Consider the following 17,006-nt stretch of genomic DNA (forward strand, 5'->3'; position numbering starts at 1 on the left):
CGCCGGTCGCCAGCGGTGCGGGTACGCCCCGCGCAGAGGGCGGAAGGCGCGATCGCCGCAATCGCCGCAATAGCGACATTCCTGTTGCACGGATCTGGTGAGCCCCTTAGATTTCAAGTTTTCGCCCACAGTTAGACACCATGACCAACCCCCTTCTCGACTTCTCCGACCTCCCGCTGTTTGACCGTATCCAGCCCGAGCATGTGGGCCCGGCGGTCGACGAACTGCTGGTCAAGGCGGATGCCGCGCTGGAACAGGTGACCGCGCCCGGCTTCCCGGCCTCCTGGAGCGATATCGCCCGTGTGCTGGATGTGGCCACCGAGAACCTGGGCCGGGCATGGGGCGCGGTCAGCCACCTGAACAGCGTGGCCGATACACCCGAGCTGCGCGCCGCCTACAACGCTGCCCTGCCACGCGTGACCGAATTCTGGACACGCCTGGGCGCTGATGAGCGCCTTTACGCCAAATACAAGGCCATTGATCCGGCCGCGCTGAACGCTGAACAGCGCCAGGCCCACAAAAATGCCATTCGCAACTTTGTGCTGTCGGGCGCTGAACTCATCGGCGCCGCCAAGGAGCGCTTTGCCAGGATCCAGGAGCGCCAGGCCGAGTTGAGCCAGAAATTCAGCGAGAACGCGCTGGACGCCACAGACGCCTTCGCTTACTACGCCAGGGCGGATGAAGTGGCCGGCATTCCCGAGGATGTGCTGCAAACGGCGCGCACCCAGGCAGAAGCCGAGGGCAAGCCTGGCTACCGGCTCAGCCTGAAGATGCCGAGCTACCTGCCCGTCATGCAATTTGCCGACAGCAGCGCGCTGCGGGAAACCCTTTACAAGGCCTATACCACCCGCGCCAGCGACCAGGCGCCGGCCGAATTTCGCCAGTTCGACAACAGCGCCGTCATGCGTGAAATTCTGGCGCTGCGCCTTGAAGAGGCCCGGTTGCTGGGCTACCGAAATTTTGGCGAAGTGTCGGTGGTGCCCAAGATGGCCAAATCCCCGGAAGAGGTCATCAGCTTTCTGCGTGACCTGGCCCGGCGCGCCCGCCCCTATGCGGAAAAAGACGTCACTGACCTGCGCGCATTTGCGGCCGAGACGCTGAACCAGCCCGATCCACAGCCATGGGACTACGCCTACATCGGCGAAAAGCTCAAGGAAGCCCGCTACGCCTTCAGCGAGCAGGAAGTCAAACAGTATTTCACCGCCCCCAAGGTGCTGGCGGGCCTGTTCAAGATTGTCGAGACCCTCTTTGAAGTGACCATCCGCAAGGATTCCGCGCCCGTCTGGACACCAGGCGTTGCGTTTTATCGCATTGAGCGCAACGATGAGCTGATAGGTCAGTTCTATCTGGACCAGCCGGCCCGCACCGGCAAGCGCGGGGGGGCCTGGATGGACGATGTGCGCGCACGCTGGTTGCGCCCCGACACCGACAAGCTGCAGACGCCCGTCGCGCATCTGGTCTGCAATTTTGCCGATGGTGTTGGCGGCAAGCCTGCCTTGCTGACCCACGACGATGTGACCACGCTATTTCACGAATTCGGCCACGGCCTGCACCACATGCTCACGCAGGTCAACGAGCGTGACGTCTCCGGCATCAGTGGTGTCGAATGGGACGCGGTCGAACTGCCCAGCCAGTTCATGGAGAACTTCTGCTGGGAGTGGGACGTGCTCAAGCACATGACGTCTCATGTCGAAACGGGTGAACCCCTGCCACGCACGCTGTTTGAAAAAATGCTGGCCGCCAAGAACTTCCAGAGCGGCATGCAGACCCTGCGCCAGGTCGAGTTTTCACTGTTCGACATGCTCTTGCATACCTCGCACAACCCCTCGGATGACCTGATGGACCTGCTCCATGAAGTGCGCAGGGAAGTCGCCGTGATTCCGGCCCCGCCCTACAGCCGTACCGCACACACCTTCAGCCACATTTTCTCCGGTGGTTATGCGGCGGGTTACTACAGCTATAAATGGGCCGAGGTGCTGTCTGCCGACGCTTATGCGGCCTTTGAAGAAACTGCGGCGGCACCGGCTTCATCCGTTGGCGAAGATGTCAGCAAGACAACTGTAACGGTGGAAACCGGCAGAAAATACCGACAAGCCATACTGGAGGCCGGCGGAAGCCGCCCGGCCATGGAGTCGTTCAAAGCCTTCAGGGGCCGGGAGCCGTCCATTGATGCCTTGCTGCGTCATCAAGGCATGGGTTAGAAACGTTATAAGCTCTGGACTGAAAATTTGTACTTGTGACCGACTGGAAAACCATGAGACTCAATGCTGCTAAATCCTTGATGCCCAACGCTCTCCTGGCCCTGGCATTCGCCGCGGGCAGTCTTGTTTCACCGCTGTCGCAAGCCCAGCAGGTGTACCGGATCGTGGGGCCTGACGGCAAAGTGACCTTTTCCGACCAGCCACCGCCCGCCTCCAGCAACGCCAAAGTCAGCGGCGCCAACACCAGTCCGGGTGGAAGCGCCGCTCCGACGGGCCTGCCCTTCGAGTTGAGGCAGGTTGCCACCAAATACCCTGTTACCTTGTACGTCGGCGACAACTGCGGGCCTTGCGGTGCAGGTCGATCCCTGCTGACCAGCCGCGGTATCCCGTTTACCGAAAAAACGGTCAATACGACTGAAGACGGCAAAGCACTTCAGCGTTTGAGCGGCGATACGTCGCTGCCCTTCCTGACGATCGGAAGCCAGCAGCTCAAGGGATTTTCTGATAGCGAATGGACCCAGTTCCTCAACGCTGCCGGCTACCCGGCATCGTCGGTATTGCCTTCAAGTTACCGCCCCCCGGCAGCTACGCCGCTCGTGACCGCTATCACGGCCCCTGCAGCAGCGACTGGTGATAGCGCCACGGCCCGTCCGACTCCCGTCCCACCCACCACCGCTGCCCGCCCCGCGCCGCCACCTTCCAATGAAAACCCGGCCGGCATCAAGTTTTAAGCAGGCTGGCCCGTCACCTCGGGCCAAAAACCGCGGTTAAAACGCCAGGGTCCTGACACCGTCCGACGCCCCCAGCAGGCACACATGAGCCTTCTGGAAGGCAAACACCCCCACCGTCACGACCCCTGGCCACTGGTTGACCTGGGACTCAAACCCCAGGGGGTCGGTGATCTTCAGGCCGGTCACATCCAGAATATGCTGGCCGTTGTCGGTCACCAGCGGCTCCCCGCCCTCCGCTCCACCTTTAGACCGCAAGGTCGCCGTGCCACCCAGCGCAGCAAACTGACGTGCAATGCGCCTGGCAGCCATGGGGATCACCTCCACCGGCAAGGGAAAGCCGCCCAGCGTCTGGACCAGCTTGGACTCGTCGGCAATGCAGACAAATTTGCGTGACTGCGCCGCCACAATTTTTTCGCGCGTGAGCGCCGCGCCACCGCCCTTGATCATGTAGCCCGCGTGGTCGATCTCGTCGGCGCCATCGATGTACACCGCCAGCTCATCCACTTCGGTGGCGTCAAAAACCTTGATGCCAATGGCCTGCAGGCGTTCGGTAGACGCCACCGAGCTGGAAACCGCCCCGGCAATGCGGTCCTTCATCGTTGCCAGTGCATCAATGAATTTGTTGACGGTGGAGCCCGTGCCCACGCCGACAATGCTGCCAGGTTCCACGTAATGCAGGGCGGCCTGGCCAACCAGGGCTTTGAGTTCGTCTTGAGTCATGTTGGGTCTGTAAAGGTGGGAAGTTGGTTTTTGCGACAATCGGAGCCGATGTCCGGGCCCTGCCCGGGCTATCCACAGCAAGCTGCTTCAAATCAAGTCGAATTATCCAATGTCCCTGCTCCCCTACGCCCTGGCCCGTCCCTTTTTATTTGGGCTAGACCCTGAAACGGCCCACGAGTTGACCATGGCCTCGCTGGCACGCACCCAGGGCACGCCGCTGTCATTGGCGTGGTGCTCCAGCCGCGTGAACGACCCAATCGAGCTGGCCGGCCTGAAATTCTCCAACCGCGTGGGCCTGGCGGCCGGGCTGGACAAGAATGCCCGCTGCATCGACGGCCTGGCGGCCATGGGGTTTGGCTTTGTCGAAGTCGGCACCGTCACGCCCAAGGGCCAGCCCGGCAACCCCAAGCCCCGCATGTTCCGCCTGCCGGAGGCCAATGCGCTGATCAATCGCCTGGGCTTTAACAACGAAGGGCTGGACGCCTTCCTGGCCAACGTGCAGCAGTCCCGCGTTCGCAGGCAGAACACGCCCAACCCGCTGGTTCTCGGCCTGAACATCGGCAAAAATGCCGCCACGCCGATTGAAAACGCGGTGGACGACTACCTGGTGTGCCTGGACGGCGTGTACCCCCATGCCGACTATGTCACCGTCAACATCTCCAGTCCCAACACCAAAAACCTGCGCGCGCTGCAAAGCGACGAAGCCCTCGACGCGCTGCTGGGCCGGATTGCCGAACGCCGCGAATCACTCGCCAGACAACACGGCAAACGCGTGCCGATTTTTGTGAAGATCGCACCCGACCTTGACGAAGCCCAAGTCGACGTGATCGCCGCCACGCTGAAGCGCCACGCCATGGACGGCGTGGTTGCGACCAACACCACCTTGAGCCGCGACGCTGTCAAGGGCCTGCGCCATGCCGAAGAAGCCGGCGGGCTGAGCGGCGCGCCAGTGCTCGAAGCCAGCAACCGCGTCATCCAGCAGCTGCGCGCCACGCTCGGCGCAGGCTTTCCCATCATTGGCGTGGGCGGCGTGATGAGCGGACGGGATGCCGTCTCCAAAATCAAGGCGGGTGCTGACGTCGTGCAGATTTACACCGGGCTCATCTACAAGGGCCCGGAGCTGGTGAACGAAGCCGCACTCGCCATCAAAAAGAGTCGTTGACCCGGATAGTCCAACAAAAGGAAAACTACTCGCTACTCGCTACTCGCTACTCGCCCGCAGCTCGAATCGGGCGCTGTGTCCGTTACGTCAGGGGAGTCCAACCCGAATCGCATGCGCTTCGCTGCAGCCTGCCGGGTTGAGGCCTAAACGCCGGCGAACTTATGGCGACCCGCCCTGCCGTGAAGAAGCAACTACTGTGATGGTTTTGCTTTGCAAGGCTCTTTTTTCCGGTGCGCCCACCATGGCGTACCTGCGGGCGCGACGCCGCCCAGCCAACCCAGCGCCAAGGCTGGATAATCTGCGCTATGAATCCCCTGCTTTCCCGCCTCCAGCCCTACCCTTTTGAACGTCTGCGCCAACTGCACGCCGGCGTCACCCCCAACCCGGCCTACCGGCCCATCAGCCTGGGCATTGGCGAACCCCGGCATGCGACGCCGCAACTCATCAAGGATGCCCTGACGGCCAGCCTGAGTGGCCTGGCGAGCTACCCCGGCACCCTGGGTGAGCCCAAATTGCGCCAGGCCATGAGCGACTGGCTGGCCCGCCGCTATAGCCTGACGATTGACCCGGCCACGCAAATCCTGCCGGTCAACGGTTCGCGGGAGGCGCTTTTTTCACTGGCGCAGACGGTGCTGGACGCCAGCAAACCGGGCGCCACCGTGGTTTGCCCCAACCCTTTCTACCAAATCTACGAAGGCGCCGCGCTGCTGGGCGGAGCGCAGACCTGGTTTGCGCCCAGCGACCCGGCACGGAACTTTGCGGTGGACTGGGCGGGTGTGCCCGAGGCCGTGTGGGCCAAAACCCAGTTGGTGTTTGTCTGCTCGCCCGGCAACCCTACCGGCGCGGTGATGTCGCTGACGGAGTGGGAGCTGCTGTTCAAGCTGAGCGACCGGTACGGCTTTGTGATCGCCTCGGACGAGTGCTACAGCGAAATCTACTTCCGCGAAGGCGACGCTGGAGGGGCGCCGCTGGGCGGGCTGCAGGCCGCGGCGCAATTGGGCCGGCATGACTTCCAAAACCTGATCTCGCTGACCAGCCTGTCCAAGCGCAGCAACGTGCCGGGCCTGCGCAGCGGTTTTGTGGCGGGCGATGCGGCGCTGATCAAACCCTTTTTGCTCTACCGCACCTACCACGGCAGTGCCATGAGCCCGGTGGTACAGGCCGCCAGCATTGCAGCCTGGAACGACGAGCAGCATGTGGTGGACAACCGCGCCCTGTACCGCGAAAAGTTTGCCCGAGTGACGCCACTGCTGGCCTCGGTGATGGAAGTGGCCCTGCCCGATGCCGGTTTCTACCTGTGGGCTGGCATACCTGAAATATTTGGGGGCTCGGACACCGAATTCTCGCGCGAGCTGCTCGCTCTTTACAATGTGGTGGTGTTGCCGGGCAGTTACCTGGCGCGCGATGCCCAAGGCCATAACCCCGGCGCCGGCAGAATCCGCATGGCACTGGTGGCGGAAACCGCCGAATGCGTGGAAGCGGCGGAGCGTATCGTTCAATTCATTCAATCCAAAGCTCGCTGAAAAACTTAACGAAGACTCACTCCATGACTCAAGACAACCTGCAAAGCACCCTCCAGAACACAATCGACGCGGCCTGGGAAGATCGCGCCAACCTGTCGCCCAAATCAGCCCCCAAAGAAGTGCTGGAAGCGGTTGAGCACACCATTGCCCAACTCAACAGCGGCAAGCTGCGCGTCGCCACGCGCGAAGGCGTGGGCCAGTGGACGACGCACCAGTGGATCAAAAAAGCCGTGCTGTTGAGCTTTCGCCTCAAGGACAACCAGCTCATGCGCGCCGGTGAACTAGGCTTTTTTGACAAGGTGCAGACCAAGTTTGCGCATCTGAGTGAGGAAGAAATGCGCGCCACCGGCGTGCGCGTGGTTCCCCCTGCCGTGGCTCGCCGCGGCAGCTACATTGCCAAGGGCGCGATTTTGATGCCCAGCTATGTGAACATCGGCGCCTGGGTCGGCGAAGGCACCATGGTCGACACCTGGGCCACCGTGGGCAGCTGCGCGCAAGTCGGCAACAATGTGCACCTTTCCGGCGGCGTGGGGCTGGGCGGCGTGCTGGAGCCCTTGCAGGCCAACCCGACCATCATTGAAGACAACTGCTTTATCGGCGCTCGCTCCGAAGTGGTCGAAGGCGTGATTGTTGAAGAAAACTCGGTAATCTCCATGGGCGTGTACATCGGCCAGAGCACGCCGATTTACGACCGTGAAGCGGACACCGTCACCTACGGCCGCATTCCGGCCGGCTCCGTCGTGGTGTCGGGCAACCTGCCGAAGGCCGGCGGCAAGTACAGCCTGTACTGCGCCGTGATCGTCAAGCGGGTGGATGCCAAGACGCGCGCCACGACCAGCCTGAACGACCTGCTGCGCGATTGATTTGCTGACACCTGAAAGGATAAATTGATCATGACTGAAGGCCGGACAATGAGCACGATGGAGAGGATCCTTCGTTTGATGGCGGATAAAAAAGCCTCGGATGTTTACCTGTCGGCTCATTCGCCCGCCCTCATCAAGATCAATGGCCAGGCCATTCCCATCAATGCCCAGATCCTGCCGCCCGACGCGCCGCGCAACCTGCTGGCCGAAGTGCTGCCGCCCGAACGGATCGAAGAGCTCGAGGAAATGGGCGAGCTCAACATGGCGCTGCCGATTGCCGGGCTGGGCAATTTCCGCATCAGCGGTTTCCGGCAGCGCAGCACCTATGCGGCGGTGATTCGCTTCATTCCGAATGAAATCCCTGCGCTGGACACCCTGAACGTGCCGGCCATCCTGTCCAGCCTGATCATGGAAAAACGGGGCCTGCTGCTGATGGTGGGCTCCACCGGCGCAGGCAAGAGCACCACGCTGGCGGCCATGATGGACCACCGCAACGAAACCACGCTGGGCCACATCCTCACCATTGAAGATCCGGTCGAATTCCTGTTCACCAACAAGAAATCGGTGGTCAACCAGCGCGAGGTGGGCAGTGACACCCAATCCCTGCAGGTGGCGCTAAAAAATGCGCTGCGCCAGGCGCCTGATGTGATCCTGATCGGCGAAATCCGCGACCGCGAAACCATGTCGGCCGCCATTGCCTATGCGCAGTCGGGCCATTTGTGCCTGGCTACGATGCACGCCAACAACAGCTACCAGGCGCTGAACCGCATCCTGAGCTTTTACCCGGTGGAAGTGCGCCCGACCATGCTGGGCGACCTGGCCGCGGCGCTCAAGGCCATTGTGTCGCAGCGCCTGCTGCGCACACAGGACGGCGCCCGCACGCCGGCGGTGGAAGTCATGCTCAACACCAAGCTGGTCGCCGAACTGATCGAAAAAGGCGACTTCTCCGGGGTCAAGGAGGCCATGGAAAAATCCATGGCCGAGGGCTCGCAGACCTTTGAACAGGACATCGCCCGGATGATCGTGGAAGGCACCGTCACGCGCAAGGAAGGCATCCTGCATGCGGACTCGCCGACCAACCTGATGTGGCGCCTTGAGAACGACTTTGCCGGAGCAGCCAAGGACAAGGCGGCGAAGGAAGCCGAGGAAGAGCCGGATGATGAGGCCTCGTTCACCGAGATTACCCTGGACGTTCACCACGGCTCGAAATACGGCACCACGGGCTTCGGTTCGCTTTGAGCACGGCCCCGTCAAGCTTTTCTATGTCAGCTACCCTTCGACTCACCGAACAACTGATTTCCCGGCCGTCCGTAACACCGCTCGACGAGGGCTGCATCGACCTCCTTGCCGCCAGGCTTGGTGCGCTGGGCTTTGTGTGTGAGCGCATGGACAGCGGCCCCGACAGCTTCCGGGTTGTCAACCTGTGGGCAAAGCGCGAAGGGTTTAGCCCTTTGGCCCAGCAGAACCGCGGGCAGTCAGCTCCAAAATCAGTAGCAGATCAGGTTGAGGCCCATACGACGCCCGTCAAGACACTGGTTTTCGCGGGCCACACCGACGTGGTGCCCACCGGTCCGCTGGAGCAATGGCATAGCCACCCGTTCACGCCCAGCCACCGCGACGGCCGGCTGTACGGCCGCGGCGCCGCCGACATGAAGACCTCGATTGCCGCCATGGTTGTTGCGGTCGAGGAATTTCTGGCGGCTCACCCGCAGCCCGGGCTGTCAATTGCCTTCCTGCTCACCAGCGACGAAGAAGGTCCGGCCACCGACGGAACCGTGGTGGTTTGCGAACAACTGAAGGCGCGCGGCGAAATATTGGACTACTGCATTGTGGGTGAGCCGACATCGGTCAGCCATCTCGGTGACATGATCAAAAACGGCCGGCGTGGCACCATGAGCGGCAAGCTGACCATCAAGGGGGTGCAGGGCCATATCGCTTACCCGCATCTGGCCAAGAACCCAATTCACCTGTTTGCCCCGGCCCTGGCAGAGCTGGTGGCCACCGAGTGGGACCAGGGCAATGCATTTTTTCCGGCCACCAGCTGGCAGGTGTCCAACGTGCATGGCGGCACCGGCGCGTCAAATGTGATTCCGGGCGAGCTGGTGGTGGATTTCAACTTCCGGTTCTGCACGGAGTCCACGCCCGAGAGCCTGCAACATCGCCTGCAAGCGGTTCTGGACCGGCACGGACTCGACTACGACCTGAAATGGACAGTGGGCGGCCTGCCTTTTCTGACGACACCCGGTGAACTGGTCAATGCGGTACGCGGCGCGATCCGCACCGAGACGGGCCTGGACACCGAGTTGTCCACGACAGGTGGTACCAGCGACGGCCGGTTCATTGCCAAAGTCTGCCCGCAGGTCATCGAATTTGGCCCGCTCAACGCATCCATCCACAAAATCAACGAATGTGTGGACGTGAGCTCGCTCGACCCCCTCAAGAACATCTACAAGGGCGTCCTGGAGCGGCTGGCTGGCGTGGCAGGCACGGCAAGTGTGGCGGACGTAGTTGATGGTGTGGCTGATTTGGCGTCCTCGGCGTCCGCGCCATGAGTTCTGCGATGCCTGTTACGGTGCTGGCGCTGATCGAGCAAATGGCCGCCAGGCTGGAAGCCGCGGGGCTGAGCTTTTCCAACGGCTTTGGGCAAGGCACGACCAATGCCTTTGACGAAGCCGCCTGGCTGGTGCTGTGGAAGCTGGGCCTGCCGCTGGACGACCTCGATTCGGTGGAAAATAGCCCGGTGGCCTCTGCAGATATTGAGCAGGTAGCCATGCTTTTTGAAGCACGCATCAGCACCCGCAAACCCGCTGCCTACCTCACCCACGAAGCCTGGCTGATGGGCTTGCCCTTTTACGTCGACGAGCGCGTGATCATTCCGCGCTCCCTCATTGCCGAGTTGCTGGTCGACGCCAGCATCGACCCCTGGCTGGGCGAGAACACCCGCCGCGTGCTGGATTTGTGCACCGGCAACGGCAGCCTGGCCGTCCTCGCAGCCATGACCTATCCCGACGTCACGGTCGATGCCGCCGACATCAGCCTGGACGCGCTGGCCGTGGCTCGCATCAATGTGGAGCGGCATCATCTGCAGCAGCGGATCACGCTGATCGAATCCGATGGCCTGACCGCCTGTCTCGGTCCTTATGACCTGGTTTTGTGCAATCCACCCTACGTCAATGCCGCCAGCATGGCCGCCTTGCCCGCTGAATTCCGGGCCGAACCCGGGCTGGCGCTGGCCGGCGGCGCCGATGGGATGGACTTCATTCGAAGCCTTTTTCTGAACGCGGCTCGCCATATGAGCGAAAATGCCGTCTTGGTGCTGGAAATCGGCAACGAGCGCGGGAATTTTGAACGCGCTTTCCCTCACCTTGAACCGCTCTGGTTTGAAACCAGCGCCGGGAGTGATCAGGTGATGCTTCTCACACGCGAACAGTTGGCCTGAAGCGCTGGCCCGGAATTTGTGCCTGGATCGATGGAGGCGCAATGCGCCCCCCAATAATTTTCCTGATCGTGATTGATCTTGAGTCAGTGTTTTAAATGATTACCCTAAAAAATGTGGTGCTGCGTCGTGGCGCCAAAGTGATTCTTGACAACGCATCTGTCAGCCTCAACCCTGGCGAGAAAATCGGCCTGGTGGGGCGCAATGGCGCGGGCAAATCCTCGCTGTTTGCCATGCTCAATGGCACGCTGCACGAAGATGGCGGCGAATATTCCATCCCCGCACAGTGGCGCATGTCCCAGGTCGCGCAGGACATGCCCGAGACCGAGCAAAGCGCCACCAGCTATGTCGTCGAAGGTGATGTGGTCCTGCTGGCCGCGCAGGCTGAAGTGGACGCCTCCGAGGCCAGCGGTGACGGCGACCGCATGGCCCACGCCTATATGGATCTGTACGACGCTGGCGCCCATGATGCCCAGGCACGCGCACAAGCACTGATTCTGGGCCTGGGGTTCAAGGTCAGCGAGCTCGACAACCCGGTCAACAGCTTCTCGGGCGGCTGGCGCATGCGCCTGCAGCTGGCGCGCGCACTGATGTGCCCCTCCGACCTGCTGCTGCTGGACGAACCGACCAACCACCTGGATCTGGATGCGCTGGTCTGGCTGGAGGCCTGGCTCAAGCGCTACCAGGGCACCATGCTGGTCATCAGCCATGACCGGGAGTTTCTGGATGCGGTAACCGACGTCACGGTGCACATTGAAAACGCCAAACTCACACGCTACGGCGGCAACTACAGCAAGTTTGAAGACCTGCGTTCGGAACAGATGGCCTTGCAGCAGACCGCTTTTGCGAAGCAGCAGGACAAGATCGCCCACCTGCAGAAGTTCATTGCCCGCTTCAAGGCCAAGGCCAGCAAGGCCAAACAGGCACAAAGCCGGGTCAAGGCGCTGGACCGCATGGAGAAAATCGCCCCCCTGCTGGCCGAAGCCGACTTCACCTTCGAGTTCAAGGAGCCGGCCAACCTGCCCAATCCCATGCTGTCGATGCAGAACGCCTACTTTGGCTACCCGCCGCCCGAAGACGCGCCCGATGGCACGCCGCCCACCGTCATCGTGCAAAACGTCAGCAAATCAGTGCTGGCCGGCCAGCGCATCGGCATCCTGGGCGCCAACGGTCAGGGCAAATCGACCGTGGTCAAAACCATAGCACGGGCGCTGGCGCCGATCAGCGGCGAGATGACCGAAGGCAAGGGCCTGAACATCGGCTATTTTGCACAACAGGAGCTGGACGTGCTGCGTCCGGCCGACACGCCACTGGAGCACATGATTCGCCTCGTCAAAGAGGTCACCGCAGCCGGGAAAATCAGCGGGCAGCAAACCCGCGAGCAGGACCTGCGCAGCTTCCTCGGCATGTTCAATTTTGGTGGCGACATGGTCAAGCAGGCCGTGGGCAGCATGAGTGGCGGCGAGAAAGCCCGCCTGGTGCTGTGCATGATCGTCTGGCAGCGCCCCAACCTGCTGCTGCTCGATGAACCTACCAACCACCTGGACCTGGCCACGCGCGAGGCGTTGTCGATGGCGCTCAATGAGTTTGAGGGCACCGTCATGCTGGTCAGCCATGACCGGGCACTGCTGCGCGCCGTCTGTGACGAGTTCTGGATGGTCTCGCACGGCGGCGTTGCCCCGTTTGACGGTGACCTCGACGACTACCAGCGCTACCTGCTCGATGAAGCCAAGCGGCAGCGCGAAGAAGCCAAAAAGTCGACCACCAATGGGGTTGCAGCAGCGGTTACGGCCAGCGCCGCAAAAACCATGGCAAACAGCCCAAATTCCAGTGGGCTCAAAGCCGGCTCTGATGCCAAAAAACCGCCTCATAAAAAGGATGATGCCCAGCGCCGCCAGCAGCAATCCGACGCCACCAAACCCCTGCGCAAGGAATTGGAAAAGATAGACAGCCGGATGCAGTCCCTGAACACCGAGCGTGACAGCCTGCAAACCGCACTGACCACTATCACCGCGCCGGCGGAAATCGCCCAGGCCGGCAAACGCCTCAAGGCCATTGACAACGAAATCGGCACGCTCGAGGAACGCTGGCTGGAACTGACCGAGCAGATTGAAACTGCCACGGTGTAAAGTAGCTTCATCCAGCGCCCATCGACTTTTCACGCGCTTGAAAAAAGGGTCCTGAAATGCCTGCTGCTACCGTACTGAACAAGGCACCCAATGATGCAGCACTGGAGGCTGCCATCAAGCGCAGCCGCCAGCTGCTGAATCGGCGTGCCATGGTCGCCGCGGTCGCCAGCGCAGTGCCCGTTCCTGGTCTCGACTGGGCCGTCGATGCCGCCCTGCTTTCACGACTGATTCCGGAGATTAACGCGGAGTTTGGCCTGACACCCGCGCAACTGGACCAACTCAACCCCAGCAAGCGGGAGCAGGTCCAGAAAGCAGTTGCCATGGTGGGTTCGGTACTGATCGGAAAATTCATCAGCCGTGATCTGGTGATCAAGGCTGCGAGCAGCCTGGGTGTGAGGCTGACGAGCAAGCAGGCCGCCAGGTTCGTCCCCCTGGCGGGTCAGGCCTTCTCGGCCGTGATAGGCTATGCAGCCATCCGCTATTTTGGCGAGGAGCACATCCGCGACTGCGTGCGGGTGGCCCAGACCGCAGGGCTTTTGCCGCCACCGCGCCCACCCAGCGCTACGCGCACCCGAAAGCAATGGGTTCAGGCGTAACTCGCTGCCCCGGTAGTGCCCCGACGCCATACGCATCGATTCGAGCAGCGCATAAGCGCTTCCCGCACATGCCGTGCGCCTCGCCCGAGGAGTACGGGCGCCGTATTTCGGCAAGGCAGATTGCATCGCCTGCCCCCATCCAGGCGGACAGGCAAAGCTGATCCAGGGGTCTACTTGGCTGGAGCCTCGACAGGCGGCGTGCCGACCTTGAACAATTGCTGAAGCTGCGAGCGTAATTCCGGCGTATCCTGGTGCTGATGGATGGCGACCGCATGCTGTACCGCGGCCTCCAGCAACTCCTTGTCAGAATCGGCAGCCAGTGCCACCGTGCAATTCATGGTGCTGGGAAATTCCCGGCAATCAATATATTTGCGTGTCATTTCAACCTCCTCATCAAGCAAATGATGGCAAGGCTCGGATCAAGGCGTAGTTCACGATTGAATGGCGTCTACCCGGGCGAAGTGCAAATGCGGACTGGCCGCCATTAGTTATAGTTAAAAATCCCATTTCACGCAAGGCGCCACCGGGCGACAAGATCACCGCCTTTGGGGGAAATTTGACTGCTTTTCATCCTCCTCGCAAGAGGAATGCGTGAATACGGAATGGTCTGGAGCGAAGCCACCGGCCCAAACAGTCCTGCGGGCCTGAGCCATTGGCGCTTTGCCGCTCGCGAACCTCTAAAACTGGGGCGGCAATTCTGAAGCCGGGGCTTCTTTTTGCTGCCGATAAAACTGATCAGGCAAGTAGTCTGGATTGACGGATAGCACTGACAGAGCCGTATGCTCCAGGGTCGCGCCGCCAAATTTCAGTGGTGCATTCAGCTCCAACTCAAGCCTGGTCACGAACAAGGCTGCAAGTGCGAGCAGCATTCCTATGCCAAACGGCACGCCAATTCTTTTGACAAGCAACACAAACGTTGGGTGCAATTCCATCCATTCGCGAGAGAGCAGATGAGGATGAGGATGAGGAATATCAGACATGATTTCTCCTGGATGCTGACGTGATTTTTTGTACCCAGGCAGTTCGCTGTGTCGATCGCGAATACCGCATGAATACCGGATAGACACTAGGCCGCATTAGCCAAAAAGACTATGTAAATAATTGGAGTGTGTTTTTACCCATACTCCAAAAAAGGCAGTCCGGAGCGGCATCACAGTCCTGCGCTTTTTTTTTAGCCCGGTGTTTCTTTCAACGAGCTGTACTTGTTGTACTTGTGAACAGCGCTCCACATAAGAAACTTAAGGCGCAAGGCGATCAGTTCGTGGAAATTTGATTGCAGGGAGCAGCTGTAAATTCGAATTGTGCATCCAGGCACTGAAGCCAGGTGACATGTTCACTCAAGCGAGAAATAGTGTCGCCAGACCGTCACCAGAGCATGAATAAAAAAAGCCCGCTATCTTTTCAGTAGCGGGCTTTTTAGTGCCTGTAAGGCGTATTTGGTGGGGCCTGCGGGGGTCGAACCCACGACAAACGGATTAAAAGTCCGCTGCTCTACCAACTGAGCTAAGGCCCCAAGGATTTCTCCCGGGTCGTACTGCGTTTAGTGCAGAACAGCCTCAAATTATAGCGTCATTTTTTAGCTCTTTGCAAACTACTCAGCAATTTTGCCAAGTACCCAACCGGTCGCGCAAAATCCGAAGGTGGATGTGACGCTGACGACTGATCCATAACCGTGGCAATTGAGGCTGCCATCGCTCTGCGCGGGTGCCTCGCATTGTGGCGCCAGCGCTTCTGCCTCGCTGTTTTCCTGTTCATTCAACGCGCTCACGGCTGCAGGCTGCAGCACCGGCTCACGACTGAAAACGCAGGCCACGCCGATCTTTCCCTGACGGGATGCACCATGCTGCTTGCGCAGGCGGTAGCGCAACTGCGCCAGCAAGGGGTCGTGTGTGACCAGCGACAGGTCTTCAATGTCGACACGGTGGGCGAGCCGCTTGCCGCCTGCGGCGCCCACGCTGATCAGGGTGATCCGGTTCCTGATGGCCCATGCGGCCATGGCCGTTTTGGCCCTCACCTGATCACATGCGTCGATAACGGCCAGCTGCTTGCCGTCAAATCCGCTGTCCAGCGCAAGGAGGCCGGGCCAATTGCCTTCATCGACAAACTCCTCAATGCAGTCCACCCGGCAAGCCGGATGGATGGAGGCGATGCGCTCGCGCATTGCCTGCACTTTGGCCTGCCCCAGTGTGTTGTCGAGCGCGTGCACCTGGCGGTTGATGTTGGATTCGGCAATGTGGTCAAAATCAATCAGGGTGATGCGGGCCACACCGCTGCGGGCAGCAGCTTCAGCGGCCCACGAGCCCACCCCGCCCACGCCCACCACCACAATATGCGCTTCACGAATGCGCCGGGCGCCCGCCGCGCCGTACAGCCGCGCGAGACCGCCGAAGCGTCGCTCCAGGTCGGGCGGAAACAGCTCTGCGCCGGATGTCGTCATGGTGCTGTTGGGGATTGGGTTTACAGGGAACGCTCAAGCTGCCAGATCTGGTACTTCAATCCGGCTGCGCAGCCGGCCAATATGGCAGCGAGTGCGACAAAACTGGTGGCGCTCAGGGTGGAGATTCCCGACAGGCCCTGCCCGACTGTGCAGCCCATGGCACACACGCCGCCCACCCCCATCAATGCGGCGCCTGCGAGATGGTTGGCGGTGTCCTGCACATCACGGAAACCTTCCCAGCGGAAGTTGCGTGAGAACAGCGAATACACGGCAGAGCCCGCCACGACACCGAACACCGACACAATGCCCAGCGTGAGGACCTTGCTTTTGTCGCTGAAAAACATGAACCAGTCCAGCGTGTAAGCCACTGGCGAAACAAAGCTCATGGCTTCCGCCCTGCCGGAGTTGGTGGCGATAAAAGCCTCCTGCAGGGTTTCGGGATGTTCGGCTACATAACCCAGGCTGCCACTGACCCACCACATGCCGGCGATGACGGCACCGATGCCCAGACCGCCCAACAGCGGGTCGAGGCGGCGAAAATCCGCGCCGCACAAGGCCCAGACAATCAGGCTCACGCCAATCAGCAGGGCCAGCCCGAGACCGGCTGTAGCAGGCGCCACACCGATCGCACTGGCCATCCAACTGGGTGCCGAAGCGTTGGCCGTGAACTCGACGGCCACCCGGTCCAGCGTGGCCACGCGAACTACAGCGGTAATGCCTTTGAGCGTGGCAAATGCGGCGATGCCCATCACGGCAAAAACCACCAGTGATTTGAGACTGCCGCCACCGATCCGCACCAGCGTCTTGCTGCCGCATCCGGAAGACAGTGCCATGCCAAAACCGAACATGGCACCACCGACGAGCGCAGAGAGCCAGATGAAGCGGTTGGATGCGTACAGCGTTTTGGCCGGATCAATGAGGCCTGCGGCCGCCATGCCGAAAAAGCCAATCATGGCGACCCCGATCGCCATGCCCCACATGCGCATGCGCGTCCAGTCCCCCATGTTCACGATGTCGCTGACAGCGCCCATGGTGCAAAAATGGGTACGCTGCGCAATGGCGCCAAAAACCATCGAGAGGAGAAAACCAGACCAAAGAACCTGGGTGGTGAGGGTGTTGAGCGCGGCTGATCCGGAAATATCCATTCCCGAATTTTAAGTGGGAATGAAAAACCGCCGGATCTCCGTCCGTGGAGCTGCTCGGGGCAG

Annotated in this window: 15 protein-coding genes and 1 tRNA gene; 10 read left to right on the forward strand and 6 right to left on the reverse strand. The window is 61.0% G+C overall.

Annotation, left to right across the window (positions count from 1 at the left end; translation table 11 throughout):
- Nucleotides 1–140 precede the first annotated feature (140 nt).
- Together AC1DS5_RS05495 and AC1DS5_RS05500 are read left to right on the forward strand one after the other, a co-directional pair.
- Nucleotides 141–2,201 (forward strand): M3 family metallopeptidase, encoded by a 2,061-nt coding sequence (locus tag AC1DS5_RS05495; protein ID WP_477717251.1) that lies wholly within the window; start codon nt 141–143, stop codon nt 2,199–2,201.
- An 80-nt stretch (nt 2,202–2,281) separates the two neighbouring features.
- On the forward strand, nt 2,282–2,932 hold the full coding sequence (locus AC1DS5_RS05500) for a glutaredoxin family protein (protein ID WP_477717252.1): 651 nt from the start codon (nt 2,282–2,284) through the stop codon (nt 2,930–2,932).
- Nucleotides 2,933–2,968: 36 nt separating this feature from the next.
- On the opposite strand, the gene rpiA is transcribed toward AC1DS5_RS05500, so the two are convergent.
- Nucleotides 2,969–3,652 carry a ribose-5-phosphate isomerase RpiA gene (rpiA, locus tag AC1DS5_RS05505; protein ID WP_477717253.1) on the reverse strand — a complete coding sequence of 228 codons (684 nt, stop codon included), beginning with the start codon at nt 3,650–3,652 and terminating at the stop codon, nt 2,969–2,971.
- A 109-nt stretch (nt 3,653–3,761) separates the two neighbouring features.
- Between rpiA and AC1DS5_RS05510 the strand changes: the two genes are divergently transcribed.
- The 8 genes from AC1DS5_RS05510 (at nt 3,762) to AC1DS5_RS05545 (ending at nt 13,361) form a co-directional block, all read left to right on the forward strand.
- Entirely contained in the window at nt 3,762–4,814 is a 1,053-nt protein-coding gene (locus AC1DS5_RS05510; RefSeq protein ID WP_477717254.1) for a quinone-dependent dihydroorotate dehydrogenase, read from the forward strand.
- Between the two features lie 305 nt (nt 4,815–5,119).
- Nucleotides 5,120–6,337 carry a succinyldiaminopimelate transaminase gene (gene dapC / locus AC1DS5_RS05515; RefSeq protein ID WP_477717255.1) on the forward strand — a complete coding sequence of 406 codons (1,218 nt, stop codon included), beginning with the start codon at nt 5,120–5,122 and terminating at the stop codon, nt 6,335–6,337.
- Between the two features lie 23 nt (nt 6,338–6,360).
- Nucleotides 6,361–7,200: a 2,3,4,5-tetrahydropyridine-2,6-dicarboxylate N-succinyltransferase gene (dapD, locus tag AC1DS5_RS05520; RefSeq protein ID WP_477717256.1), complete on the forward strand. Its 840-nt coding sequence runs from the start codon at nt 6,361–6,363 to the stop codon at nt 7,198–7,200.
- 48 nt (nt 7,201–7,248) lie between these two features.
- The gene (locus AC1DS5_RS05525) at nt 7,249–8,439 is read left to right on the forward strand and encodes a PilT/PilU family type 4a pilus ATPase (protein ID WP_477717521.1); all 1,191 of its coding nucleotides are present in this window, start codon (nt 7,249–7,251) and stop codon (nt 8,437–8,439) included.
- 23 nt (nt 8,440–8,462) lie between these two features.
- Nucleotides 8,463–9,752 (forward strand): succinyl-diaminopimelate desuccinylase, encoded by a 1,290-nt coding sequence (gene dapE / locus AC1DS5_RS05530; RefSeq protein ID WP_477717257.1) that lies wholly within the window; start codon nt 8,463–8,465, stop codon nt 9,750–9,752.
- Entirely contained in the window at nt 9,749–10,639 is an 891-nt protein-coding gene (prmB, locus tag AC1DS5_RS05535) for a 50S ribosomal protein L3 N(5)-glutamine methyltransferase (RefSeq protein ID WP_477717258.1), read from the forward strand. Before dapE ends, prmB begins: the two co-directional genes overlap by 4 nt.
- 95 nt (nt 10,640–10,734) lie before the next feature.
- Nucleotides 10,735–12,765: an ABC-F family ATP-binding cassette domain-containing protein gene (locus AC1DS5_RS05540; protein ID WP_477717259.1), complete on the forward strand. Its 2,031-nt coding sequence runs from the start codon at nt 10,735–10,737 to the stop codon at nt 12,763–12,765.
- Nucleotides 12,766–12,821: 56 nt separating this feature from the next.
- Nucleotides 12,822–13,361 (forward strand): hypothetical protein, encoded by a 540-nt coding sequence (locus AC1DS5_RS05545; protein ID WP_477717260.1) that lies wholly within the window; start codon nt 12,822–12,824, stop codon nt 13,359–13,361.
- Nucleotides 13,362–13,531: 170 nt separating this feature from the next.
- Here the strand turns inward: AC1DS5_RS05545 and AC1DS5_RS05550 are convergent, their stop codons facing one another.
- The 5 genes from AC1DS5_RS05550 to AC1DS5_RS05570 form a co-directional block, all read right to left on the reverse strand.
- Nucleotides 13,532–13,741, reverse strand: coding sequence for a DUF1059 domain-containing protein (locus AC1DS5_RS05550; RefSeq protein WP_477717261.1), 210 nt, complete (start codon nt 13,739–13,741; stop codon nt 13,532–13,534).
- 297 nt (nt 13,742–14,038) lie between these two features.
- Nucleotides 14,039–14,341, reverse strand: a complete 303-nt coding sequence (locus tag AC1DS5_RS05555; RefSeq protein WP_477717262.1) for a hypothetical protein — start codon at nt 14,339–14,341, stop codon at nt 14,039–14,041.
- 457 nt (nt 14,342–14,798) lie between these two features.
- Nucleotides 14,799–14,874, reverse strand: a tRNA-Lys gene (locus AC1DS5_RS05560).
- A gap of 78 nt (nt 14,875–14,952) precedes the next feature.
- Complete coding sequence (locus AC1DS5_RS05565) at nt 14,953–15,798, reverse strand: tRNA threonylcarbamoyladenosine dehydratase (RefSeq protein WP_477717263.1); 846 nt, start codon at nt 15,796–15,798, stop codon at nt 14,953–14,955.
- Nucleotides 15,799–15,818: 20 nt separating this feature from the next.
- Entirely contained in the window at nt 15,819–16,943 is a 1,125-nt protein-coding gene (locus AC1DS5_RS05570) for a YeeE/YedE family protein (RefSeq protein WP_477717264.1), read from the reverse strand.
- Nucleotides 16,944–17,006 lie beyond the last annotated feature (63 nt).

It is taken from the genome of Polaromonas sp. P4_H1, assembly GCF_056400945.1.